At 71.5% G+C, this 23,003-nt stretch carries 20 protein-coding genes and 2 tRNA genes; 8 read left to right on the plus strand and 14 right to left on the minus strand.

Translation table 11 applies throughout. The annotated features are described in order from the left end of the window. The first annotated feature begins 12 nt into the window (after positions 1-12). Positions 13-612: a hypothetical protein gene (locus tag ACTWP5_RS01860; RefSeq protein ID WP_443218856.1), complete on the plus strand. Its 600-nt coding sequence runs from the start codon at positions 13-15 to the stop codon at positions 610-612. A gap of 51 nt (positions 613-663) precedes the next feature. Here the strand turns inward: ACTWP5_RS01860 and ACTWP5_RS01865 are convergent, their stop codons facing one another. From ACTWP5_RS01865 to ACTWP5_RS01880, 4 genes are all read right to left on the minus strand, one after another. After that, the gene (locus tag ACTWP5_RS01865) at positions 664-1,479 is read right to left on the minus strand and encodes an FHA domain-containing protein (protein ID WP_443218857.1); all 816 of its coding nucleotides are present in this window, start codon (positions 1,477-1,479) and stop codon (positions 664-666) included. 126 nt (positions 1,480-1,605) lie between these two features. Further along, complete coding sequence (locus ACTWP5_RS01870; protein WP_443218858.1) at positions 1,606-3,753, minus strand: protein kinase domain-containing protein; 2,148 nt, start codon at positions 3,751-3,753, stop codon at positions 1,606-1,608. 83 nt (positions 3,754-3,836) lie between these two features. Next, positions 3,837-4,643 carry an FHA domain-containing protein gene (locus tag ACTWP5_RS01875; protein ID WP_443218859.1) on the minus strand — a complete coding sequence of 269 codons (807 nt, stop codon included), beginning with the start codon at positions 4,641-4,643 and terminating at the stop codon, positions 3,837-3,839. Positions 4,644-4,949: 306 nt separating this feature from the next. Beyond that, positions 4,950-5,022, minus strand: a tRNA-Ala gene (locus ACTWP5_RS01880). 156 nt (positions 5,023-5,178) lie between these two features. Here ACTWP5_RS01880 and ACTWP5_RS01885 point away from each other — a divergent pair. Beyond that, positions 5,179-5,739: a helix-turn-helix domain-containing protein gene (locus ACTWP5_RS01885; RefSeq protein ID WP_443218933.1), complete on the plus strand. Its 561-nt coding sequence runs from the start codon at positions 5,179-5,181 to the stop codon at positions 5,737-5,739. A gap of 153 nt (positions 5,740-5,892) precedes the next feature. Here ACTWP5_RS01885 and ACTWP5_RS01890 read toward each other — a convergent pair whose 3' ends face one another. The 10 genes from ACTWP5_RS01890 to dnaA all read right to left on the minus strand — a co-directional run bounded on the left by ACTWP5_RS01890 (position 5,893) and on the right by dnaA (position 19,104). Continuing rightward, a complete protein-coding gene (locus ACTWP5_RS01890; protein ID WP_443218860.1) occupies positions 5,893-6,042 on the minus strand; it encodes a DLW-39 family protein in 150 nt (49 codons plus the stop codon). Between the two features lie 163 nt (positions 6,043-6,205). Beyond that, a tRNA-Ile gene (locus ACTWP5_RS01895) sits at positions 6,206-6,279 on the minus strand. 48 nt (positions 6,280-6,327) lie between these two features. Beyond that, positions 6,328-6,963 (minus strand): DUF3566 domain-containing protein, encoded by a 636-nt coding sequence (locus tag ACTWP5_RS01900; RefSeq protein WP_443218861.1) that lies wholly within the window; start codon positions 6,961-6,963, stop codon positions 6,328-6,330. Between the two features lie 42 nt (positions 6,964-7,005). Beyond that, positions 7,006-9,690 (minus strand): DNA gyrase subunit A, encoded by a 2,685-nt coding sequence (gyrA, locus tag ACTWP5_RS01905; protein ID WP_443218862.1) that lies wholly within the window; start codon positions 9,688-9,690, stop codon positions 7,006-7,008. A gap of 112 nt (positions 9,691-9,802) precedes the next feature. Beyond that, a complete protein-coding gene (gene gyrB / locus ACTWP5_RS01910) occupies positions 9,803-11,935 on the minus strand; it encodes a DNA topoisomerase (ATP-hydrolyzing) subunit B (RefSeq protein ID WP_443218863.1) in 2,133 nt (710 codons plus the stop codon). Between the two features lie 273 nt (positions 11,936-12,208). Beyond that, positions 12,209-12,829 carry a DUF721 domain-containing protein gene (locus ACTWP5_RS01915; protein ID WP_443218864.1) on the minus strand — a complete coding sequence of 207 codons (621 nt, stop codon included), beginning with the start codon at positions 12,827-12,829 and terminating at the stop codon, positions 12,209-12,211. Further along, a complete protein-coding gene (gene recF, locus ACTWP5_RS01920) occupies positions 12,822-13,955 on the minus strand; it encodes a DNA replication/repair protein RecF (protein WP_443218865.1) in 1,134 nt (377 codons plus the stop codon). Before recF ends, ACTWP5_RS01915 begins: the two co-directional genes overlap by 8 nt. A 22-nt stretch (positions 13,956-13,977) precedes the next feature. Beyond that, positions 13,978-14,853, minus strand: a complete 876-nt coding sequence (gene gnd, locus ACTWP5_RS01925) for a phosphogluconate dehydrogenase (NAD(+)-dependent, decarboxylating) (protein WP_443218866.1) — start codon at positions 14,851-14,853, stop codon at positions 13,978-13,980. Between the two features lie 39 nt (positions 14,854-14,892). Further along, the gene (dnaN, locus tag ACTWP5_RS01930; protein ID WP_443218867.1) at positions 14,893-16,032 is read right to left on the minus strand and encodes a DNA polymerase III subunit beta; all 1,140 of its coding nucleotides are present in this window, start codon (positions 16,030-16,032) and stop codon (positions 14,893-14,895) included. Between the two features lie 1,107 nt (positions 16,033-17,139). Further along, positions 17,140-19,104, minus strand: coding sequence for a chromosomal replication initiator protein DnaA (gene dnaA / locus ACTWP5_RS01935; protein WP_443218868.1), 1,965 nt, complete (start codon positions 19,102-19,104; stop codon positions 17,140-17,142). Between the two features lie 402 nt (positions 19,105-19,506). Between dnaA and rpmH the strand changes: the two genes are divergently transcribed. From rpmH to rsmG, 6 genes are read left to right on the plus strand one after another with little or no spacing between them, the layout of a single operon-like run. Further along, complete coding sequence (gene rpmH, locus ACTWP5_RS01940) at positions 19,507-19,644, plus strand: 50S ribosomal protein L34 (RefSeq protein WP_443218869.1); 138 nt, start codon at positions 19,507-19,509, stop codon at positions 19,642-19,644. Between the two features lie 25 nt (positions 19,645-19,669). Then, positions 19,670-20,050: a ribonuclease P protein component gene (gene rnpA, locus ACTWP5_RS01945; protein WP_443218870.1), complete on the plus strand. Its 381-nt coding sequence runs from the start codon at positions 19,670-19,672 to the stop codon at positions 20,048-20,050. Continuing rightward, positions 20,047-20,334 (plus strand): membrane protein insertion efficiency factor YidD, encoded by a 288-nt coding sequence (gene yidD, locus ACTWP5_RS01950; protein WP_443218871.1) that lies wholly within the window; start codon positions 20,047-20,049, stop codon positions 20,332-20,334. Before rnpA ends, yidD begins: the two co-directional genes overlap by 4 nt. A gap of 12 nt (positions 20,335-20,346) precedes the next feature. Then, entirely contained in the window at positions 20,347-21,507 is a 1,161-nt protein-coding gene (gene yidC, locus ACTWP5_RS01955) for a membrane protein insertase YidC (protein WP_443218934.1), read from the plus strand. A 20-nt stretch (positions 21,508-21,527) separates the two neighbouring features. Then, positions 21,528-22,040: a Jag family protein gene (locus ACTWP5_RS01960; protein WP_443218872.1), complete on the plus strand. Its 513-nt coding sequence runs from the start codon at positions 21,528-21,530 to the stop codon at positions 22,038-22,040. After that, entirely contained in the window at positions 22,037-22,810 is a 774-nt protein-coding gene (gene rsmG, locus ACTWP5_RS01965) for a 16S rRNA (guanine(527)-N(7))-methyltransferase RsmG (protein ID WP_443218873.1), read from the plus strand. Before ACTWP5_RS01960 ends, rsmG begins: the two co-directional genes overlap by 4 nt. The last annotated feature ends 193 nt before the right edge of the window (positions 22,811-23,003 follow it).

Here is a 23,003-nt window from a genome sequence, read left to right on the forward strand (position 1 = left end):
TACGGTCCGGGCATGACGCAGATGACGCAGATGACGCGGACGAAGCGGAAGCGGCCGGTGGTGTCGGGGGCGGCCGTCGCGCTCCTGCTCGGTCTGCTGGCGAGCTGCGGCTCGGAGAACGACACCGGGGGCGCGGCCGGGCAGACGGGCTCGGAGCAGACGGCACCGACGACACCCACGGCACCCGCGGAGTCGACGGAGCAGGCCGAACGCCCGGAGGAGGGGGAGGAGGAAGAGGAGGAGGAGCGGGAACCGTCCCCGCCCTCGCCCGACGAGACGCCCGACTCCGAGAACCCCGCGAACCCTGCGAACCCCGAGAATCCCGCGAACCCCGGGCCCTCCGGCGGCGACGAGCTCGACGACTGCCTCGACCTCGACTGCGAGACCACCGCCACCGAGGGCACCGAGATCCCCGCCGACGGCACCCACGGCATCACGCTGGTCACCGTCACGGAGCTCGGACCCGACTCCGTCGGCCTCCAGGCGACGGGCCCCGGCATCGCGCTCTCCTGCGGCGGCACGGCGTCGGCCTCCTGCGTGCTCAACGGCGTCACGATCGCCTTCGACGTCATCGACGGCGGCGAGGCGGTGGTCATCACCTTCACCCCGTGACGTCGGTTCCCCGTGACGGCCGGTTCCCCCCCGTGAGGACCGGCGGCCCGCTCACAGGTCCAGCTTCCGCTCCAGCTCCTCAAGGTCCGGCGGGACGAGGGTCGTGGAGTTGACCATCTCCGTCAGGAGGTTGTGCATCAGGGTGCTGTCGCACGCCTGGCCGCTCTCCCGGTCGTGCACGAGGTCCACCGAGAGCCGCCCGCTGGCGTGGAGCCGCCGACGCACCCCGCCCACCACCTCCTCCACCCGCCGCTTCGTCCACTTCCGTTCGCCCTCCGCCCGCAGCATGTTCAGCTGCTCCACCACCCGCCGGTAGACCAGCGGGCGGGCGCCCGGCCGGTACCGGATGTAGTCCTGCCCGAGGACGATCAGGACCAGCCGTTCCTCCTCCTCCAACGCCCACCGCTTCGGCGGCACCGTGGGCGCCTCCTGCCGCGTTCGCGGCCCGGTGTGCTCGTAGTCCGTGACGTACAGCTCGACCAGGTGCTCCCGGTACCCGGTGCCCCGCACGAAGACCGGCGTGTACCCGGCGGCCAGCGGGAACGGCCCCGTCGTGGTGTGCATCATGTGACCGCCGGCGAGCCGCAGCAGCTGCTGGCCGGTGTTCCGCAGCCACCAGCCACGGCTGCCTGCCTGGTAGGTGACCGTGCCGTGGACCCGGCTGACCTCCTGGTCCTCCCCGCCGACCGGAACGAAGTCCGTGCGGGGTGTCCCCCCGCGCCCGAAGCGCACCACCCGGCCCGGCCTCGGAGGCACGCGCACGCCCCCGGAGAGGGACCTGATCCGGAGCGTGCCGGGCGGCAGGGACTCCTCGCGGCCGGCGAGACGGGCCAGACTCTCGTGTGGGCGTCGGTACTGACTGGACATCAGAGGGTTCCCTTCTCCTCGGCTGCTCCCACTGTCCCCGCTCGCTCCGTGACCCCTCCCGGAGGACCGTGCGGCGCCGCATGCCGGCCGCGCCGCGGGCCCGCCGGCCGCGCCGTTCCGCCCGGGCTACGCCGACGCCGCGACGGCCGCCTCGGCGGCGAGAACGCTCGCCATCTCACACAGGCGCTCCGGCGACCGCTGCTCCCCGACGACGGTCACCACCAGCATCTCGACCTTGCTCTCCCCGTTCCGCTCGGTGAAGGACCGGTGCTCCACCCGCACCAGACAGCTGTCGGGGCCCTCGGCCCCCGGCGTCACGAAGGCGTCCCGGCCGCCCAGGACCGTCGGCGTGCCGTCGCCGCCGTCCAACGGGGTGCCCCGGTCGAAGTCGACCTCCGCCATCAGGTCCTCGCTCGTGCTGTGCCACTCGCAGTCCCAGCGGCCGAAGCCGACCTCCAGGTCGTCGAGGTCGACGGCGGGGAGGACGTCGGCCAGCGTGCCGCTGCGCACCAGGCCGCAGGCGTCGCGGCGCGCCAGCGAGGTGTCGGGGAAGGTGCGGCGCGGCAGCTCGCGCCCCTCGGCGTGGGCCGTGTCGACGACGGTGGCGGCGTGCTCGGCGGCGGCGTCGGCGATGGCGCACAGCGGCATCGTGCCCGTCTCGTCGTGGTAGTCGGCGATGACGACGACGGTGGCGGGGTCGTCGGGCAGCGACAGGATCCGCGTGCAGTCCTCCGCCTCGCCCGGGAGCTCGACGACGTCCACCGCGCCGACGCGACGGGTGGGCGCGTTCTCGGGAAGCGGGTCCTCGTCGAAGAGCACCTCGACGTCCACGGTGGCGTCGTCGTCGGGCTCGACGAGCATGTCGCAGCGCTCGAAGCCCGCGTACGCGGGGTCGACGAGGGTCGCGCCGAAGCGTCCGAGGGGCGCGCCCTCGATCAGGGAGCAGGGGTCGGCCGTCCTCGGGTCCCCGAGCACGGGCGGCGGCTCGCCGTCGGTCCCCGCCCCGCCCGCGTCGTCCGTCGGCCCTGGCTCCGGCCCCGGCTCCGTCCGCGGCCCCGAGGTCGCGTCGTCGAACGGCGGGATGCCGGCGAACGCCGCGACCGTGCCCGTCGCGAGCACGACCGCCAGGGCGAGGGCCGCCGTCACGACCACACGCCGGGTCCCCGAGGCGCGCCGGGAAGGCGTGGCCTCCTCCCGCACGGCGGCCGGGCCGGAAGCCCGATCGGCCTCGCCACCAGCACCGGAGCCAGCGCCGAGACCGGAACCAGGGACAGAAGCGGCGTCAGCGCCGGGAACCGCACCGCCTCCCGGCGCGGGCACGAGCGCCGCGTCCGGGTCGGCGACGGCCTGAAGGAGCGCCCTGGCGGTGGCGGCGTCGGGCCGCTCCTTCGGCCGCGGGCTCAGCATGGCCGTGAGCACCTCGCGCAGCGGCCCGACGCCCTCGGCGTCGATGTGGACGACGCCCTGCTCCGCCTTCCAGAACCGGTACCGCCTCTCCTCCTCCGCGTCCCCCTCGCCCCACTCCTCGCCGTCGTCCGCGCCCTCCGTGCCCTCCCCGTCCTCCGCGTCGTCCGCGTCGTCCGCGCCCTCCGTGCCCTCCCCGTCCTCCGCGTCGTCCGCGTCGTCCGCGTCGTCCGCGTCATCCCGCCGCGGCTCGTCACGCGGCGGCGATCCCGTGACCAGCGCGTGGAGCGTCGCCCCGAGGCAGAAGACGTCCGCCGCCGGCCCCGGCGGGTGCCCACGGACCAGCTCGGGCGCCGCGTAGTCGACGGTGAAGCTGATGGGCCCGTTCCGCTCCATGGAGTGGCGGAACTCCATGCGGAAGGCGGCACCGAAGTCGAGCAGCTTCGCGTCGCCGCGTTCGGTCAGGCCGATGTTCGCGGGCTTGACGTCGCAGTGGACCAGGCCGGCGGCGTGCAGCCGCGTCAACGCGTCGGCGATCTGCGCCCCCAGCCGCGCCGCCTGACGCGGCGTCATCGGCGGCCGGTCGGCGAGGCTCCCGCCGCGCACGTACTCCAGCACCAGCCAGTCGGCGCCCGCGATCTCCTCCTCGTGGAAGAAGGTGACGACGTGGGGATGGTCGAGCCCGGCGACGGCGCGGGCCTCGCCGCCGAGGTCGGGGGTCGGCTTGAGCACCACGTCCCTGCCGTGCCGCGTCTCGTGGGCGAGCCAGACGGGGCCGCAGCGTCCCTCGCCGATGGTCCTGAGGAGCTGGTACCGGCCGTACCTGCCGACGAGTTCGTCCCCGGCTTCCACGAGTATCCCCTCCGTCACCCCGTGTTCGTGCGCCGAACATACTGCGTGAGGGAACGGACGCGCAGCGCGTTGCGCGCAATCCTCACCGGAGGAACGTCAATTCACCCGAGGAACCCCTCGCCGAACCCACCGTGCCCCTCGCCGAGCCCGCCGCCGTGCTCCTCGTCGAGCAGCGCGAGGTCGGGCGGGATGAGGACGGACTGCTCGACGAGGCCGCGCAGCAGGTTGTGCAGCAGCGAGTTGTCCTTCGGGCGCGGCAGCCCCTCCTCCCACAGGATCTGGTACGGGAAACGGCCCGTGCGGTGCACCTGGTGCCGGATCGCCGTGACCTTCCGTTCGATGCGCTTCGCCGACCACCGGCCGTCGGGCACGATGTCGCTGAGCAGTTCCTCCGCCTCCCGGTAGGTGCGCGGGCGCGGGTCGGGTTCGTAGTGGAGGTAGCTCTCGCCGAGGACGGCCAGGACGAGCCGCGCGTCCGGGTCGAGCGGGCCGTACTCCTCGGTCGGCAGCGTCTCGACGCCGGGCGGCTCGGAGACCGGGCGGCGGAAGCGGTCCCGGTCGGTGATGTACAGCTCGACGAGGTGGTCGCGCTGCCCGGAGCCCTTCACGTACAGCCAGGTGTAGCCGGGGGAGAGCGGAAGGGGGTCCGTGGACTTGTGGACGTACAGGCCGCGCGGCATCCGCAGCAGCTGCCGCCCGGTGTTCCGCAGCCACCAGGTGCGCCCGCGGTAGGTCAGCTCGCCGTGGCGGCGGCTGACCCGCCGGTCGTCGGGGCCGACGGCGAGGTGCACCTCGGGGTCGTTCTGGGGGAAGTTCCGCCCGAAGCGGACGACGCGGCCGGGCTCCGGGGGGATGTCGATGTGGCCGGTGGTGGAGCGCGCGTAGAGCGTGCCCGGGGGTACGTTCATGGGGATCTCCTTCGCTTCGCGCGCCGATCCACACCAGGAGGCGTTCGGGCGCACGCCCAGCGTGCCCCGAAGCGGGCGGGAACCATCCCGCCGGAGCGGCGACGACGGTCGCTGTGGTGGGCGGCACGGACGTCGTCTGGGCGTCGTCGGGTCTCGTCGCCGCTGGTCGTGAGGGCTGTGGCTCGCTCGGGGGCGGTGGCATCACGCCAATCCTGCGTCGGCGCGCGGCGGCACGCCGGCGCCCGCGCGCCCCGGGGACGAGGTGTGCGTGAGGCGTGTGCGAGGTGTGGTGCGGAGGGGGAGAGGTGGACCGTAGGAGAGTCGAACTCCTGACATCCGCCATGCAAAGACGGCGCTCTACCAACTGAGCTAACGGCCCGGGGGCCCGCCGCGCGGGCCGCCGCCCAGGGTACCCAATCTTCCGGCCGGATTCCGACCGGGTATCGCCGCGGACCTCTCCGCATCCGTAGGATGACGCGCAGCTTCGCTCAGGCGAAGCCACCAGGGGAATCAGGGGAAAGCCAGGGGAGTGACGATGGACGTAAGCCACCAGGAGGCCACCGAGAAGGCCAGGGAGCAGCAGACGACCTGGTACGGGGAACCCCTGGGGACGCTGTTCCGGCGCCTCATCGCCGACCTCGGGCTCAACCAGGCCCGGCTCGCCGTCGTCCTCGGCCTCTCGGCGCCCATGTTGTCCCAGCTGATGAGCGGGCAGCGGGCCAAGATCGGGAACCCGGCGGTGGTCCAGCGGGTCCGTTCCCTCCAGGACCTCGCCGCCGAGGTGCGCGCCGGGCGGGTCAGCGCCGCCGAGGCGACCGCCTCCATGGAGGAGATCCGCCGCAGCGCCGGCGGCAACGTCCTCAGCCCCAACTCGACGGGCACGCGCGCCAGTTCGCTGGGAGTCCCGGCAAACCCGAGCAAGCGGATCGTGCGCGAGATCCAGGCCCTGCTGCGGTCGGTCTCCGACGCCACCGAGATCCAGAGCGCGTCGCGGCTGCTGGCCGACAGCCACCCGGAGCTCGCCGAGTTCCTCCGCGTCTACGGTGTGGCGCGGACCCGCGAGGCCGTCGAGCACTACGAGACCCACCAGGGCTGAGGCGCCACACCCCACCCACGACGGTCCACCCAGCCGGCCCACCCAGGCCGACCCACCCGGACACAAAGGCACGCGGGCCCGCAGGCCCGCGTGCACCGTCTTCACGGTTCGGTTCTGCCCCCCGCGCGTCTCCCCGCGCGCGATCGGGGCGGGTCAGGCGCCCGTGGCGGAGGGGGAGCCGGTCGTCGGCACGGAGTCGGTCGCCTCCGTCCACAGGTCCTGCTCGGCCTTGTCCGCCTGAATCTGGCGGTAGACGAGCAGACCGCCAACGACGGCCAGTGCGACCAGGAGGAGCTTCTTCACCGCGCTACCTCGTCCTTCTTCGACGTTCGACGTGATCTTCGTGATCTCGGTGATCTTTCGGGCGGGATCGTCAACCCGATGGGACCACTGGCGCCCGATGATACCCGCCCCACACACGCGAGACGCCCCCGGCCACGTGGGCCGGGGGCGTCGAAGCCGCCAGTGGGGCTAACAGGACTTGAACCTGTGGCCTCATCCTTATCAGGGATGCGCTCTAACCATCTGAGCTATAGCCCCGCATGCAGGGGAAAGGCTAGCGCATCCGCGCGCCGGCACCCAAATCCGTTACTCGTCCTCCGCGAGCGTGACCTCTATGCCCCCGACGAAACCGGCCGAGAGGTTGTACAGGAAGGCCCCGAGTGTCGCGAGTGCCGTGGCCAGGACCACGTCGATGACGGCGATCACGCTGGTGAACATCAGCACCCGCGGCAGCGACAGGAACGCCTCCAGGTCGAAGCCGCTCTCCTGGTCCGTCTCCGTGGCCTCGCTGATCGTCTCGCCGATGGTCGAGAAGACGCCCATGGCGTCCATCACCATCCACAGCACGCCCACCGCGATCACCGTGCAGATGCCCAGCGCGATTGACAGCAGGAAGCTGACCTTCATCACCGACCACGGATCGGCCTTCGCGACCCGCAGCCGCGCCTTGCGGGTGCGCGGCACCGTGCTCGCCCCCGTGCGCGGGCGGCGCACCGTCCGCGTGCGGCCGCCACCGCCCGAGCCGGACTGCTGGCGCTGCCCGCCGGCGTCACCCGAGGGGCGCGGCGGCGGGGTGCTCGGTGGCGTGCTCGACGGAGGGGAGCCCGGCGGCGTGCCCGGTGGGGCCGGGTACGCCTGCGGCGGGTGGTACCGCCCGTCGCGCTGCGCGTAGGCCGCGCCGGGGGTCTGCCCGGACGGGTCCACAGGTCTGGCACTGGTCATCGCGGCACCCCACAACTCGCCTCGTCCGGGACCGTGCTCACGCTACTCCTCGCCTCCGCCAGCGGCATCACGGGCACCGGCGTCGCCGTCCTCACCGGAGCCGCCCGCCTCGCTGACCTCGGAGGACTCGACGGCCTCGGGGGCCGCGACGCCCTCGGGGGCCTCGCCGAACCCGGCCGCCCCGTCCGCGTCGCCGCCGGGCTCCGCGTCCGCCTCGACCTCCTCGGCCTCCCGCCCCGCCTCGGCGTTGCGGGCGATGCCGACGACGGCGTCCCGCTTCCCCAGGTTGATCAACTGGACGCCCATGGTGTCACGGCCGGTCTCCCGCACCTCGTTGACCCTGGTGCGGATCACGCCGCCGCCGAGGGTGATGGCGAGGATCTCGTCCGTGCCCTCCACGACCAGCGCGCCCACGAGCGAGCCGCGGTCCTCCACGATCTTCGCCGCCTTGATGCCGAGGCCGCCCCGGCCCTGCACCCGGTACTCGTCGACCGCGGTCCGCTTGGCGTACCCGCCGTCCGTCGCGGTGAAGACGAAGGTGCCCTCGCGCACCACGTTCATCGACAGCAGCTCGTCGCCCTCGCGGAAGCTCATGCCCTTCACGCCCGAGGTGGCCCGGCCCATCGGCCGCAGCGCCTCGTCCGTGGCCGTGAAGCGGATCGACTGTGCCTTCCGGCTGATCAGCAGCAGGTCGTCCTCCGGACGCACCAGCTCGGCGCCGATCAGCTCGTCGTCGCGGCCGTCCTCCATCTCGCGGAGGTTGATCGCGATGACGCCGCCCGAGCGCGGCGAGTCGTAGTCCTTCAGCGAGGTCTTCTTCACCAGGCCGGACTTCGTGGCCAGCACCAGGTACGGCGCCGCCTCGTAGTCCCGCACCGCGAGGATCTCCGCGATCCGCTCGTCGGGCTGGAAGGCCAGCAGGTTCGCCACGTGCTGGCCGCGCGCGTCCCTGCCGCCCTCGGGCAGCTCGTACGCCTTCGCCCGGTACACCCGGCCCTTGTTGGTGAAGAACAGCAGCCAGTGGTGCGTGGTGGAGACGAAGAAGTGGTCGACGATGTCGTCCTCGCGCAGCTTCGTGCCCCGCACGCCCTTCCCGCCGCGCTTCTGCGCCCGGTAGTCGTCGGTGCGGGTGCGCTTGACGTAGCCGCCACGGGTGATCGTGACGACGATGTCCTCCTCGGCGATCAGGTCCTCGATCGACATGTCGCCCTCGTAGGGGATCAGCGCGGTGCGCCGGTCCTCTCCGAACTTCTCGACGATCGCCGCCAGCTCGGCGCTGATGATGCCGCGCTGCCGCACGGGGGAGGCGAGGATCGCGTGGTACTCGTCGATCCGCTCCTGGAGCTCGTCGTGCTCGGCCGTGATCTTCTGCCGCTCGAGGGCGGCCAGCCGGCGCAGCTGCATCTCCAGGATCGCGTTGGCCTGCACCTCGTCGATGCTGAGCAGCGAGATCAGGCCCTCGCGGGCCACGTCGACGGTGGCGCTGCGGCGGATCAGGGCGATGACCTCGTCGATCGCGTCCAGTGCCGCCAGCAGGCCGCGCAGGATGTGCGCCCGCTCCTCGGCCTTCCGCAGGCGGTACCTGGTGCGGCGCACGACCACGTCGACCTGGTGTGCCACCCAGCTGCGGATGAACGCGTCCAGGGAGAGGGTGCGCGGCACGCCGTCGACCAGGGCCAGCATGTTCGCGCCGAAGTTGGTCTGGAGGTCGGTGTGCTTGTAGAGGTTGTTCAGGACGACCTTCGCGACGGCGTCCCGCTTCAGCACGATCACCAGACGCTGGCCGGTGCGGGAGGAGGTCTCGTCGCGGACGTCGGCGATGCCGCTGACGCGGCCGTCCTTCACCAGCTCGGCGATCTTCAGGGCCAGGTTGTCCGGGTTGACCTGGTACGGCAGCTCGGTCACGACCAGGCACTGCCGGCCCTGGATCTCCTCGACCTCCACCACCGCGCGCATCGTGATCGAGCCGCGGCCCGTGCGGTACGCCTCCTCGATGCCCTTGCGGCCCACCACCAGCGCGCCCGTCGGGAAGTCCGGGCCCTTGATGCGCTCGATCAGGGCCGCGAGCAGCTCCTCGGGCGTCGCGTCCGGGTGCTCCAGGTACCACTGGGCGCCGGCGGCGACCTCGCGGAGGTTGTGCGGCGGGATGTTCGTGGCCATGCCGACGGCGATGCCGGCCGAGCCGTTGATCAGCAGGTTCGGGAAGCGGGACGGCAGGACCGTCGGCTCCTGGTTCCTGCCGTCGTAGTTGTCCTGGAAGTCGACGGTGTCCTCGTCGATGTCCCGCAGCATCTCCATCGCCAGCGGCGCCATGCGGCACTCCGTGTACCGCATCGCCGCCGCCGGGTCGTTGCCCGGGGAGCCGAAGTTGCCGTTGGAGTCGACCAGCGGCATCCGCATCGACCACGGCTGCGCCAGGCGCACCAGCGCGTCGTAGATCGAGGTGTCGCCGTGCGGGTGGTACGTGCCCATCACGTCGCCGACGACGCGGGCGCACTTGTAGTACCCGCGGTCGGGGCGGTACCCGCCGTCGTACATCGCGTACAGCACGCGGCGGTGGACGGGCTTCAGGCCATCCCGCACGTCGGGCAGGGCGCGCGAGACGATGACGCTCATCGCGTAGTCGAGATAGGAGCGCTGCATCTCCGTCTCGAGCGTCACCGGCTCGATCCGCAGGGTGCCCTCGGCGCGCTCGTCGTCGCCGGGGGGAGTGATGTCGTCGGCCATGGTTCTTCGGTCCGGCTTCCTTCGTGAACGGGCGGGGTGGGGGAGGGGGCGAGGGACGCGGGCGGCGGCGCCTGGCCGCCCGGGGGGCGGCGGCGGGCCCGCGTCCGGGCGGCTAGATGTCCAGGAAGCGGACGTCCTTCGCGTTCCGCTGGATGAACGAGCGCCTGGCCTCCACGTCCTCGCCCATCAGGATCGAGAACAGGTCGTCAGCGGCGGCCGCGTCGTCCAGCGTCACCTGGCGCAGCACCCGGTGGGCCACGTCCATGGTGGTCACCCGCAGCTCCTCGGCGTTCATCTCACCCAGGCCCTTGAAGCGCTGGATGGAGTCCTCCCTGATGCGGCGGCCCCGCTCGCGGCCCAGCTGGATCAGGCTGTCCCGCTCCCGGTCGGAGTACGCGTACTCGAAGTCGTCCCGCCCCCACTTGATCTTGTACAGCGGCGGCTGGGAGAGGAAGACGTGCCCGGCCTCCACGAGCGGCCGCATGAAGCGGAACAGGAGCGTGAGCAGCAGCGTGTTGATGTGCTGGCCGTCGACGTCCGCGTCCGCCATGAGGATGATCTTGTGGTAACGCAGCCTGGAGATGTCGAAGTCCTCGTGGATCCCGGTCCCGAAGGCCGAGATCAGCGCCTGGACCTCGGCGTTCTGCAGGACCTTGTCGATCCGGGCCTTCTCGACGTTCAGGATCTTGCCGCGGATCGGGAGGATCGCCTGGTACTGGGGGTCGCGGCCGGCCTTCGCGCTGCCGCCGGCCGAGTCGCCCTCCACGATGAAGATCTCGGACTTGGCCGCGTCGTTGGACTGGCAGTCGCTGAGCTTGCCCGGCAGGGACGCCGTCTCCAGCAGGCCCTTGCGGCGGGTCAGGTCCCGCGCCTTGCGGGCCGCCACGCGCGCCGTGGCCGCCTGGATGCTCTTGCGGACGATGTCGGACGCCTCGTTCGGGTTCCGGTCGAGCCAGTCCGCGAGCCGCTCGTAGACGATCTTCTGGACGAAGGTCTTGGCCTCGGTGTTCCCCAGCTTCGTCTTCGTCTGGCCCTCGAACTGCGGCTCTCCCAGCTTCACGGAGATGATCGCCGTCAGTCCCTCGCGGATGTCCTCGCCCGTGAGGTTGTCGTCCTTCTCACGCAGCAGCTTCCGGTCCCGCGCGTACCGGTTGACCAGCTGGGTCAGCGCGGCCCTGAAGCCCTCCTCGTGGGTGCCGCCCTCGTGGGTGTGGATCGTGTTCGCGAACGAGTAGACACCCTCGCTGTACTGGGCGTTCCACTGCATCGCGAGCTCCAGGGAAATCTTCCGCTCCTGGTCCTCGGCGTCGACCTCGATCACCGAGGGGTGCACCGGCTCGCCCTTGCGGGAGTTCAGGTGCCGCACGAAGTCCGCGATGCCGCCCTCGTAGTGGAACGTCACCGTGCGGGGCTGCTCGTCGCCCTCGGCCGAGGCCGTGTCGGCGCCGGCGGTCTGGATCGCCGCCGCCCGCTCGTCCGTCAGCGAGATCGTGAGCCCCTTGTTGAGGAACGCCATCTCCTGGAAGCGGCGCGACAGCGTCTCGAAGGAGTAGTCAGTGGTCTCGAAGATGTCGCCGTCCGCCCAGAACGTCACCGTCGTCCCGGTCTTGTCCGTCGCCTCGTTCCGGGCCAGCGGAGCCGTCGGCACACCCAGCTTGTAGTCCTGGGTCCAGCGGTAACCGTCCGTGCAGACCTCGACCGCGACCTTCTGCGACAGCGCGTTGACCACCGAGACGCCCACGCCGTGCAGACCGCCGGAGACCGCGTACCCGCCGCCGCCGAACTTGCCGCCGGCGTGCAGCACGGTCAACACGACCTCGACGGCGGGCTTGCCCTCCGAGGGGACGATGCCCACCGGGATGCCGCGTCCGTTGTCCACCACGCGCACGCCGCCGTCGGCCAGCAGCGTCACGTCGATCGTGTCCGCGTGCCCGGCCAGCGCCTCGTCCACCGAGTTGTCCACGACCTCGTACACGAGGTGGTGCAGGCCACGCTCGCCGGTGGACCCGATGTACATGCCCGGTCGCTTCCGGACCGCGTCCAGCCCCTCCAGCACCGTGATCGCGCTGGCGTCGTACGACGGAGCGCCCTCGGGGGACTCGGTCCCAGCGGACTCAGCCACAGCGGACTCGGCAACGGGAGACTCGGCAACGGGCTCGGCGGGGGCACCAGCCCCCTCGGGAACCTGTGTGTTCTTGTTGGCATCGCCGGAATCGGCCACGAAGCGCCCTTTCTGGCACAGCACAAGCCGGCTATCGAGTACACGGGGTACCGGAGAGCGGCTGCGTCGTTCGACATGGCCCGCAACGGGGCGGGTGGCTCCAGTCTACCCGCAACGGCAACCGTAACGGGGGTTTGCCGGGCTTCCAGGCCGCATATGCCGCCCTCAACCCGCATCCAGTGACTCCCCATATGCGGACCGGCCCCCGCACGGCCTCACAGCGCCGCTCAGCGCTTCCGGCCGTCAACCTTCCGCGACGTGACCCACGTCACTTTCGCCCCCCGCCGCCCGACAGCCTCAGCCGTAGGTGTCCCCGGGACCCCGGCTGCCCGGCGCCCGCCAGCCACCCCCGCCGCGACCCCGCCCCTGGCCAGGGCCACCGCCCGAGGGACCGAGCACCCTGATCGACCGCACCGAGCCCTCCCCCACCACCCCGTTGACCCGCCCCAGCAGCTGCGGCAGCAACAGCCGCACCTGCGTGGCCCACGCCGTCGAGTCACACCGCACCGTCAACACCTTCGCCGCCTCGTCGTACCCCAACGGCACACAGTGCTGCGCCAGGTCCACCCCCACGACCTCGCGCCACCGACCGATGACGCCCCCGACCGCCAACGGCGCCTCCCAGCCACGCTCCGACGACAGCCGCGCCACCGCCGCGCCCAACGGCACCGGGTCCCGGCCTCCGGGACGCGCCCCCGACCGCAGGCTGCCACCGCGCCGCACCTGACGGCGCTGACGCGCGTCCGCGCCCCGCGCCAACGCCTGCTCCCGCGCGGCCCGCAGCGCCGCCCGCGCCAGGTCCACCCCGCCCAACCCCGGCGTGCCGCCCTCCCCGACGGCGCTCCCGCCCACGCCGTTCCCCTCGGCGGCGCTCTGACCGGCGGCGCGCGCGTCGGCCGCCCCCTCGCCGTCACTCACGCTCCACCCTCCCCTCGGACACCGCGAACCGAGCCCCCGCCAGGACCCCCGGCACGTCCTCCGGCACCGCCGCCGTCACCAACACCTGCTCACCCGGCGCCACCAGCTCCGCCAGGCGGACCCGACGCCGCGCGTCCAACTCCGCGAACACGTCGTCGAGCACCAGCACCGGCTCGGGCCCCTCCTCCCTCAACAGCCCGTACGACGCCAGCCGCAGCGCCAACGCCAGCGACCAGGACTCGCCGTGACTCGCGTACCCCCGCGCGGGCAGCTCCCCCAACCGCACCAGCACGTCGTCCCGGTGCGGCCCCACCAACGTCACACCCCGCTCGATCTCCCTGCCCCGCGCCTCCCCCAACGCCCCCAGCACCACCTCGTACAGCTTCTCCCGCGACACCTCCGCCGCCGGCCCGTCCTCCCCCAACGACCACCGGTACTCAAGCCCCACGGGGCCGCCCCCCGGCGCCAGCCGCTCGTACATCCCGTCCACCAGCGGCGCCAACGCCGCCACCAACGCCAGACGCTGAGCCAACACCTCCGCCGCCACCCGCGCCAGGTGCTGGTCCCACACGTCGAGCGTCGACAGGTCCACGCCCCGCCCGCCGTGCCGCCGTGCCACCGCGGCCGTCCGCAACAGGGAGTTCCGCTGCCGCAGCACCCGCTCGTAGTCCGACCGCACCCCCGCCATGCGCGGTATCCGCGCGACCGACAGCTCGTCGAGGAACCGCCGCCGTTCCCCCGGGTCCCCCTTCACCAGGTCGAGGTCCTCCGGCGCGAACAGCACCGAGCGGACCACCCCGAGCACGTCCCGCGGCCGCACCGGTGCGGAACGGTTCAGCCGCGCGCGGTTCGCGCGGCCCGGGTTCAGCTCGATCTCGACCAGCTGGCTGCGTTCCCCCTCGGTCACCGCCGCCCGCACCACGGCCCGGTCCGCCCCCGCCCGCACGAGCGGGGCGTCCGACGACACCCGGTGGCTGCCCAGGGTCGCCAGATACCCGACCGCCTCCACGAGGTTCGTCTTGCCCTGCCCGTTCGCCCCCACGAACGTCGACACCCCGGGCTCCAGCGCCACCTCGACACTCGCGTAGGACCGGAAGTCGGCCAGGGACAGATGCGTCACGTGCACCGGCCGCACCGCCCCCGCACCGCTACCTGCTCTCCACCGCGTGGCCCCCGAACTGCCCCCGCAGCGCCGCGACCATCTTCATCTGCGGCGAGTCCTCCTGGCGCGAGGAGAACCGGGCGAACAGCGACGCCGTGATCGCCGGCAGCGGCACCCCGTGGTCCACGGCCGCCTCCACCGTCCAGCGCCCCTCGCCCGAGTCCGCCGCGACGCCCCGCAACCGCTCCAGGTGCTCGTCGTCGTCCAGGGCCCTCACCGCCAGGTCCAGCAGCCACGAGCGGACCACCGAACCCTCGCGCCAGGACCGGAACACCTCCCGCACGTCCGTCACCGCGTCCACGCTCTCCAGCAGCTCCCAGCCCTCCGCGAAGGCCTGCATCATCGCGTACTCGATGCCGTTGTGGACCATCTTCGCGAAGTGCCCCGCGCCGACCCGTCCCGCGTGGACCGCGCCGAACTCCCCCTCCGGCTTCAACGCGTCGAAGATCGGCTGCACCCGCTCGACCAGCTCGGCGTCGCCGCCGTACATCAGCGCGTAGCCGCTCTCCAGGCCCCACACCCCGCCCGACACACCGCAGTCGAGGAAGCCGACACCGCGGGCGCCCAGCTCGGCGGCGTGCCGCTCGTCGTCCGTCCAGCGGGAGTTCCCCCCGTCCACGACGATGTCGCCCGGCGACAGCAGATCGGCCAGCTCGTCGATCGTCGACTGCGTGGCCTCGCCGGCCGGCACCATCAGCCACACCACCCGGGGCGCGGCCAGCGTCTGCACCAGCTCCTTCAGGCTGCCGACGTCGGAGACCTCGCGGTCGTGCGCGTACCCCACCACCGTGTGACCGGCGCGGCGCAGGCGCTCCCGCATGTTCCCGCCCATCCTGCCCAGACCAACGAGACCCAGCTCCATCAGCACGTCCTCCGCTCAGCTACCACCAGCCACCATCGTTCAGCCCGACAGGCGGACCGGCATGATCAGGTACTTGTACGCGTCGTCCGACTCCGCGTCCGCCGCGGGCCTGCCCGTCAGCAGCGCGGGCTTCGTCGAGGTCGTGAACGACAGCTGCGCCACCGGGGCGTCGATCGCGCTCAGGCCCTCCAACAGGAAGTTGGGGTTGAAGGCGATCGAGATGTCGTCGCCCTCCAGCCGGGCGTCGACCCTCTCCACAGCCTGTGCGTCGTCGCTGGATCCGGCCTCCAGGGTCAGCACGCCCTCCTCGAAGCTGAGGCGCACCGGGGTGTTCCGCTCGGCGACCAGCGAGACGCGCTTGACCGCCTCGACGAACGGCGCCGTCTCGATCACGGCCACCGAGTTGAACTCCGTGGGGAAGAGCGTGCGGTACTTCGGCAGGTCGCCCTCCAGCAGCCGCGTCGTCGTGCGGCGGCCCGCGCCCTCGAAGCCGATCAGGCCCTCGCCCGCGCCGGAGCCCGACAGCGCCAGCGCCACCGTCTCCCCGCCGCTGAGCGACTTCGCCGTGTCCAGGAGCGTCTTCGCCGGCACCAGGGCGACGGCCTTGGTGTCCGCCGCCTCGGGCTTCCACAGGAACTCTCGGACCGCGAAGCGGTACCGGTCGGTGGAGGCGAGCGTGACGACGTCGCCCTCGATCTCGACCCGGACACCGGTCAGCACCGGCAGGGTGTCGTCCCGGCCGGCGGCGATCGCGACCTGGGAGACGGCCGCGGCGAAGACCTCGGCCGAGACGGTGCCGGTGGCGGTCGGCATCTCGGGGAGCGCCGGGTACTCCTCCACAGGCAGTGTGTGGAGTGTGAACCGCGAGGAGCCGCAGACCACGGTCACGCGCACGCCGTCGGAGGAGACCTCCACCGGGCGGTTCGGCAGGGAACGGCAGATGTCGGCCAGGAGGCGACCGGAGACGAGGACCGTGCCCTCCTCCTCGACGTCCACGTCGACCGCGACGCGCGCCGAGACCTCGTAGTCGAAGCCGGAGAGGCTCAGCCTCCCCTCGTCGCCCTGCTCCGCCGTGAGCAGCAGGCCCGCGAGAACCGGCACCGACGGACGGGCCGGCAGGCTACGGGCGGCCCACGCCACCGCCTCCGCGAGCACATCGCGTTCCACCCGGATCTTCACTTCAGCCGCCTCCTGCGTCTCCTGCTCGCTGCGTCGCCTCTACGGTCCCACGGGCCCTGGGCCCAGCGGGTCGTACGGGGTCCTGAGGGGCTCCAGTCTGGCGCACGGCACTGACACTAGGCGCTCTCATGAGTCAAATCGACCGGGGCGGGGTAGACCGACGCCGGGCCGAGTTGTGCACAGCCCCCACTTCCAACCGAGTTCGCCGGCTTATCTCTGTAGTCGTAGTAGTAGGGGCTGTGGAAACGGTGGAAAACCTCGTTCCCCCAGCTCACTCGCCGTTTTTTATCCACCGGGCCTGTGGGCGGAGCGGTGGATGAAGCAGGGGTCCCTGTGGACGCCGCCTCGTTGTGCACAGGCCATCCCCAGGCAGCGGCCACTTCTCAACAGCCTCGTCCCCAGAAACGGCCGCGCTTTCAACAGGGTTCGGTGGGCGCCCGTGTGAGCTGTTTCACTCGTAGCGGTGAGGCGCCGCGTTGCGTTGCCGAACAGTGGACAACTCTGTGGATTGAGTGTGCACAACTGGCCCTTCCCTGTGGGTACCAGCAGGTACCCGGTGGATGACGCTGCGCGCGCCTCTCGGGCCCGGTGGTGTGTCCACAGGCTGTGGATGATCTCTGTCCCCAAATCCACAGCCCGCTGAGCTGGGCGTTCGTCGTCAGTGGGTCGCGGGTGTGGACGGGGGTGTGCATGGCTGACGACGCCCACAGGGTGTGGACGAGCCGAAGGCGCCTGAGCTGTGGATGACGTCGACCTCCCGGCCGGTAATCGAACAGCACCGGGCGCCGCACGGGCGCGGCGGGGTGGCCTCGGAACGAGAACGACGGCGCGGGGAGGCGACGGGAAGGGGCACGAAGGCACCGCGAGCCGCCGCGCGAGGAGACGCCACGGGAGGGCACACGGGGAAGCCGTGGAGGCGGCGGCGGGCGGAGAGGCGGCGGAAGGGCGGAGCCGGACGCCACATGGCTGGTTCGGCGCGGGCGCTGGCGCGGAAGGGGCGCCCGACAGCGTCGGAGGCGTGGGTGGCTCTGGGGGCCTTGGGCGGCTGCACACGCTGGGGCCGCGCCGTGGGACCGCCGCCGCCATGGGCCGCCGTGGAAGCTCGGGTCAGCCGTTCTTGATGCGGTTGGTGAGCTCGGTGACCTGGTTGTAGATCGAGCGGCGCTCGGCCATCATCGCCCGCACCTTGCGGTCGGCGTGCATGACGGTGGTGTGGTCCCGCCCGCCGAAGTGCTGACCGATCTTCGGCAGCGACAGGTCGGTGAGCTCCCGACACAGATACATGGCGATCTGCCGGGCCGTCACGAGGATCCGGCTGCGCGAGGCACCCGCCAGGTCCTCGACGGTCAGTCCGAAGTAGTCCGCCACCGCGGCGCTGATCGCGTCCGCGGTGATCTCCGGAGCCGTCTCCTGCCCGCCGGGGATGAGGTCCTTCAGGACGATCTCGGTGAGCCCGAGGTCGACCGGCTGGCGGTTGAGGCTGGCGAAGGCCGTGACGCGGATGAGGGCGCCCTCCAGCTCCCGGATGTTGCGGGAGATGCGGGAGGCGATGAACTCCAGCACCTCGGGCGGCGCGTTGAGCTGCTCCTGCACGGCCTTCTTGCGCAGGATCGCGATGCGGGTCTCCAGCTCGGGCGGCTGCACGTCGGTGATCAGGCCCCACTCGAACCGGTTGCGCAGCCGGTCCTCGAGCGTGATCAGCTGCTTGGGTGGCCGGTCGGAGGAGAGCACGATCTGCTTGTTGGCGTTGTGCAGCGTGTTGAAGGTGTGGAAGAACTCCTCCTGCGTCGACTCCTTGCTGGCCAGGAACTGGACGTCGTCGACCAGGAGGATGTCCATGTCGCGGTAGCGCTTGCGGAAGGCGTCCGCCTTGCCGTCGCGGATGGAGTTGATGAACTCGTTGGTGAACTCCTCCGAGCTCACGTAGCGCACGCGGGTGCCCGGGTAGAGGCTGCGGGCGTAGTGCCCGATGGCGTGCAGCAGGTGGGTCTTGCCCAGGCCGGACTCGCCGTAGATGAACAGCGGGTTGTACGCCTTCGCCGGTGCCTCGGCGACGGCCACGGCGGCGGCGTGGGCGAAGCGATTCGACGCGCCGATCACGAACGTGTCGAAGAGGTACTTGGGGTTGAGGCGCGCCGTGGGCTCGCCGGGGCCCGTCGCGGGGGCGGGCTGGGCGGCGAGCGGTCCGGGCGCGCCGGTGGGGACCGGGGCCTGGGCGGCGGGACGGCCGTAGGGGGCGTGCTGCCGGTAGGGAGGCTGCGGGTAGTGCGGCTGGTGCCGCTCCTCGTACGGCGGCTCGTGCCGCGGCGCCGGCTGCCAGCGTGCCGGTGGCACGGTGGGAGGCGCGTGAGGGTGGTCCGGGTAGGCGGGGCGGGCGGTGGGCAGCTCGCGGCCGTCGTACGCGTCCCGCTCGTACCCGTCGCGGTCGTATCCGTCCCGCTCGTACCCGTTCGGCTCCTGACCGTCACGCTCATAGCGGTCGCGGTCGTACGTCTCGCGGTCGTAGCCGTCGTATCCCTGGTAGCCGTCGTAGTTCTCGTAGCGATCGCGCGGCAGCTCATGCGAACGGTCGTGTGGTTCGCGGTGTGGCTCCCGGTGCTGCTCGCGATGAGGTTCACGAAGGGGTTCGCGGTGAGGCTCGCGGTGTGGTTCGCGATGAGGTTCGCGATGAGGTTCGCGGTGCGTGGCGGGCTCGATCGCGGCGGGTCGCTCGGCGAGTGGCTCCGGCGGCGCGCCCGCGCTGGCGGAGATCGGCGAGGACGGCGAGGGCACGGGGCCGGCGGCCTGTCCGGGTGCCTCGGGTGGCGGCGCGGTGACGGTGATGGCGAGCCGGACGGGCTGGCCGCACTCGCGGCTGAGCGTGTCACTGATGAGAGGGGCCAGGCGGCCTTCGAGCACACTCTTCGCGTACTCGTTGGGAACGCCGAGAAGAGCGGTGCCGGAGACCAGGGCGAGGGGCTGGCAGTCCTGGAGCCACCGGTGGTCCTTCGGCTCCAGCCGCTGGCTCTCGGAGAGCATGGACGTCAGTGCGCGTGGCCACACCGCGGAGAGATCTACGGGTAGGTCAGCCACGAGGCACGCTCTCTCACTCGCTGGGGTGGTGCTGGACCGGTGCGGCACCGTCGGTGTGGCGCCGGGGGCAGCCGGGAAGGATGCCGAGTTCAGCCACGGTAGTCAGCGCGGTGGTCGCGCAGCAAGTCGTTGTCCACAGGCTGTGTACACCGTGGGGTGGGGCTCACGCAGGGGTGGGTATGGGCGGAGTTTGACCGGGGGGATGTCTCGCGCGTACCTTTTCCAGGTCGAGATGTCGATGGCTGCTGCCGCCTGCCTGCAATCCGCTGAACCGCTCCGGCACTTCTTGTGGGCTGACGGTTACAGCCAGTCGACGTATCGGTCGACACATCCTTGGTCCAGTGTTGAGCCCGTGTCGGCGGCCCTGAGCCGGACACGGAAGACGAGTCGGGAGCCCCTGAAGTGAGCAAGCGCACCTACCAGCCGAACAACCGGCGCCGGTCCAAGACCCACGGCTTCCGGCTGCGGATGCGGACGCGGGCTGGCCGTGCCGTCATCGCCAACCGTCGGTCCAAGGGCCGCGTCCGCCTGTCGGCCTGAGCCGCTTCGGCCACAGGTCCATGCGGTGCTGCCCTCCGAGAATCGGCTGCGGCGGCGGGAGGACTTCGCGACCGCGATCCGGCAGGGACGCAGGGCCGGACGTCCGCACCTGGTCGTTCATCTGAGCCGCGCCGCGGACCACGCGAGCGACACGGACCCGCACGGGACCGGGCAGCCCCCGGCGCGTGCGGGTTTCGTCGTCAGCAAGGCCGTGGGCAACGCCGTGGTACGTCATCGTGTGCAGCGTCGGTTGCGTCACCTCGTACGTGACCGACTGAGGGTGTTGCCCGCCGGTAGCCTGGTTGTCGTACGGGCGCTGCCGGGTGCGGGTGACACCGCTTTCGGTCAGCTGGCCCGGGAGCTCGATGCCGCGCTGGAGCGGCTGGTGGGAGGGCTGCGGTCGTGAAGTACCCGCTGCTGCTGTTGATCAAGCTGTATCAGCAGACGATCAGCCGTCTGTTGGGCCCCGTCTGTCGCTACTATCCGTCGTGCTCTCACTACGGGTACCGGGCCATCGAGGTGCATGGCGCCGTCAAGGGATCGCTGCTGACCGCGTGGCGCATCCTGCGCTGCAACCCGTGGTCGCGTGGCGGCGTGGACCATGTCCCTCCCCGGAAGCGCCCCGTCTGGCATCAGCGGCTGCGTGGTGCCGCGCGTGACCGCTCTGTCAACCCTGCCCAAGGAGCCTGACCCGTGGACACGATCAATTCGATCCTCAGTCCCCTCTATATCGCCGTTTCCTGGATCCTGATCCAGTTCCACAGTCTGTACAGCCTCTTCCTCCACGAGGACAGCGGCTGGGCATGGGGCCTGTCGATCGTCTCCCTGGTGGTCGTCGTCCGGATCGCGCTGATCCCGCTCTTCTTCCGGCAGATCAAGGCGACGCGGAACATGCAGGCGTTGCAGCCGCAGCTGAAGAAGATCCAGGAGCGGTACAAGAACGACCGGCAGCGTCAGTCCGAAGAGATGATGAAGCTGTACCGGGAGACGGGGACCAACCCGTTCGCGAGCTGTCTGCCGATCCTGGCGCAGTCACCGTTCTTCCTGGCGCTCTTCCAGGTGCTGAACCACGTGGCCAACCGCGACACGGTGGGCGTCCTCAACCAGGACCAGGTGGACAGCGCGCGCGAGGCCACGGTGCTGGGAGCGCCGATCGCGGCTCGCTTCATGGACAGCGCCAGTGAGATCGCTGACCTCAGCGCCTCGCAGGGCACCGTTCGCGTCGTCACCGTCGTGATGATCCTCCTGATGTCGGCCTCGCAGTTCTTCACCCAGCGGCAGCTGATGACGAAGAACGTGAACCTCGACGTCAAGACGCCGTTCATGAGTCAGCAGAAGATGCTGATGTACATCTTCCCGATCATGTTCGCCGTCTTCGGTATCAACTTCCCCGTGGGCGTCTTGATCTACTGGCTGACGACCAACGTGTGGACGCTGGGCCAGCAGATGTACGTGATCAAGCGGAACCCCACCCCCGGCAGCATCGCCTACAAGCAGCGCGAGGAGCGGCTGCGCCGCAAGGGGAAGCTGGCGGAGGAGCCCGTTCAGGAGGAGACGAAGCGGTCGGTCGAGTCGGCGCGGGCCGCCAGGAGCCAGCCGAAGCGGCAGACGAAGGCGCAGCGGCAGACCGGCGGGCGTCAGCCGCAGCAGACCAGGCAGCAGCCCAAGCAGCAGAGCAGTGGCAAGCCGCACTCCTCGGACGACGAGAAGCAGTCCCAGAACGGCAAGCAGCAGTCCCAGAACGAGCAGCCGCGCAACCGGCAGGCGAGTGGCCAGCCGGCCAGGAACCAGCAGGCCCGTAAGCAGCAGGCGAAGAAGTCCCAGAGCGGGAAGCCGAAGCCGTCCGCGAAGAGCAAGAAGTAAGCACTCGAAGGAGTCCCCCCGTGACGGACACGGACACCACCTCGACCGCTGGCCAGGGCACGGATGTCCTGACTCGCCTTGAACAGGAGGGCGAGATCGCGGCCGACTATCTGGAAGGACTGCTGGACATCGCCGATCTGGACGGCGACATCGACATGGATGTCGAGGGTGATCGTGCGGCGGTGTCGATCGTCACTGAGGGCGGAGGCCGCGATCTGCAGAAGCTCGTCGGCCGGGACGGCGAGGTGCTGGAGGCGCTGCAGGAGCTGACCCGGCTCGCGGTGCACCGCGAGACCGGGGAGCGGAGCCGGCTGATGCTGGACATCGCCGGGCACCGCGCGCGGAAGCGAGAGAAGCTCACGGCGCTGGCGCAGAAGGCGGTGGAGGAGGCCAGGGAGGCCGGCGAGCCGGTGAAGCTCCAGCCGATGACCCCGTTCGAGCGCAAGGTCGTGCACGACGCCGTTGCCGCGGCCGGGCTGCGCAGTGAGTCTGAGGGCGAGGAGCCGCGGCGGCGCGTGGTTGTCCTGCCATGAGTCCTGCCACGGGTGAGGAGCCCCGGAAGGCTGGGAAGCCTGAGGGCTCCGGGGGCGGGGCGCCGGGTGGTGCCCCGCCGGAGCCGCCGGCGGCGGCGGTGACGATCTTCGGCGATCGGCTGCCTGACGCCGTGCGGTATGCGGAGCTGCTGGCCCAGGCGGCGGCGGAGCGGGGGCTGATCGGCCCGCGCGAGGTGCCGCGACTGTGGGAGCGGCACATGCTGAACTGCGCGGTGCTGTCGGAGGTCGTTCCCGAGGGCGTGACCGTCTGCGACGTCGGGTCGGGGGCAGGGCTGCCGGGGATCCCACTGGCCTTGGTGCGCCCGGATCTCCGGATCACTCTCCTGGAGCCGTTGCTGCGGCGGACGAACTTCCTGCGGGAGGTGGTGGAGCTGATCGGGCTGGAGCGCGTCACCGTCGTGCGAGGGCGGGCCGAGGAGGTGCTCGGCAGCTTCGAGCCGGTGCATGTGGTGACGGCGCGGGCGGTGGCGCCACTCGATCGGCTGGCGGGCTGGGGCGTACCCCTGCTGCGGCCCTACGGCCAGATGCTGGCGATAAAGGGGGAGACGGCGGAGGAGGAGCTGAAGCGGGCGCGGGCCGCGCTGGCCAAGCTCGGTGTGGTGCGCTCCTCTGTCGTTCGCGCGGGGGTCGGCGTGGTGGATCCCCCGGCGACCGTGGTGCGCGTGGAGGCCGGAGAGTCTCCCGGGGGCGTTCGCTTCGCGGCCAAGCGGGCGCGGGCGGCGCGTATGCGTCCGATGCGGTGGCGCTAGGGCGCTAGGGAGTGTCGGCCCGCTCGGCGTTGCCGTGCGTGGGCATCGTGTTTCACGTGAAACGCCGATCGTTGTTGCAGGGAATCATCAGCCGGGGTCGACTTGCGGCGGAGCCGCGGGGGCGGCGTTCTCGGAGTGAGAGGCTTCGGGAGGCACCCGATCGGGGGGCCGCCGTATCCACAGGCGGTTCGTT

This window comes from Streptomyces sp. 4N509B (assembly GCF_052245655.1).
Taxonomy (GTDB): Bacteria; Actinomycetota; Actinomycetes; order Streptomycetales; family Streptomycetaceae; genus Streptomyces.

Excerpts from the sequence above, each read along its gene's own strand:
- ACTWP5_RS01860 (WP_443218856.1), top strand. The coding sequence starts at position 13 with ATGACGCAGATGACGCAGATGACGCGGACGAAGCGGAAGCGGCCGGTG.
- ACTWP5_RS01865 (WP_443218857.1), bottom strand. The coding sequence starts at position 1,479 with ATGTCCAGTCAGTACCGACGCCCACACGAGAGTCTGGCCCGTCTCGCC.
- ACTWP5_RS01875 (WP_443218859.1), bottom strand. The coding sequence starts at position 4,643 with ATGAACGTACCCCCGGGCACGCTCTACGCGCGCTCCACCACCGGCCAC.
- ACTWP5_RS01885 (WP_443218933.1), top strand. The coding sequence starts at position 5,179 with ATGGACGTAAGCCACCAGGAGGCCACCGAGAAGGCCAGGGAGCAGCAG.
- ACTWP5_RS01900 (WP_443218861.1), bottom strand. The coding sequence starts at position 6,963 with ATGACCAGTGCCAGACCTGTGGACCCGTCCGGGCAGACCCCCGGCGCG.
- gyrA (WP_443218862.1), bottom strand. The coding sequence starts at position 9,690 with ATGGCCGACGACATCACTCCCCCCGGCGACGACGAGCGCGCCGAGGGC.
- gnd (WP_443218866.1), bottom strand. The coding sequence starts at position 14,853 with ATGGAGCTGGGTCTCGTTGGTCTGGGCAGGATGGGCGGGAACATGCGG.
- rsmG (WP_443218873.1), top strand. The coding sequence starts at position 22,037 with ATGAGTCCTGCCACGGGTGAGGAGCCCCGGAAGGCTGGGAAGCCTGAG.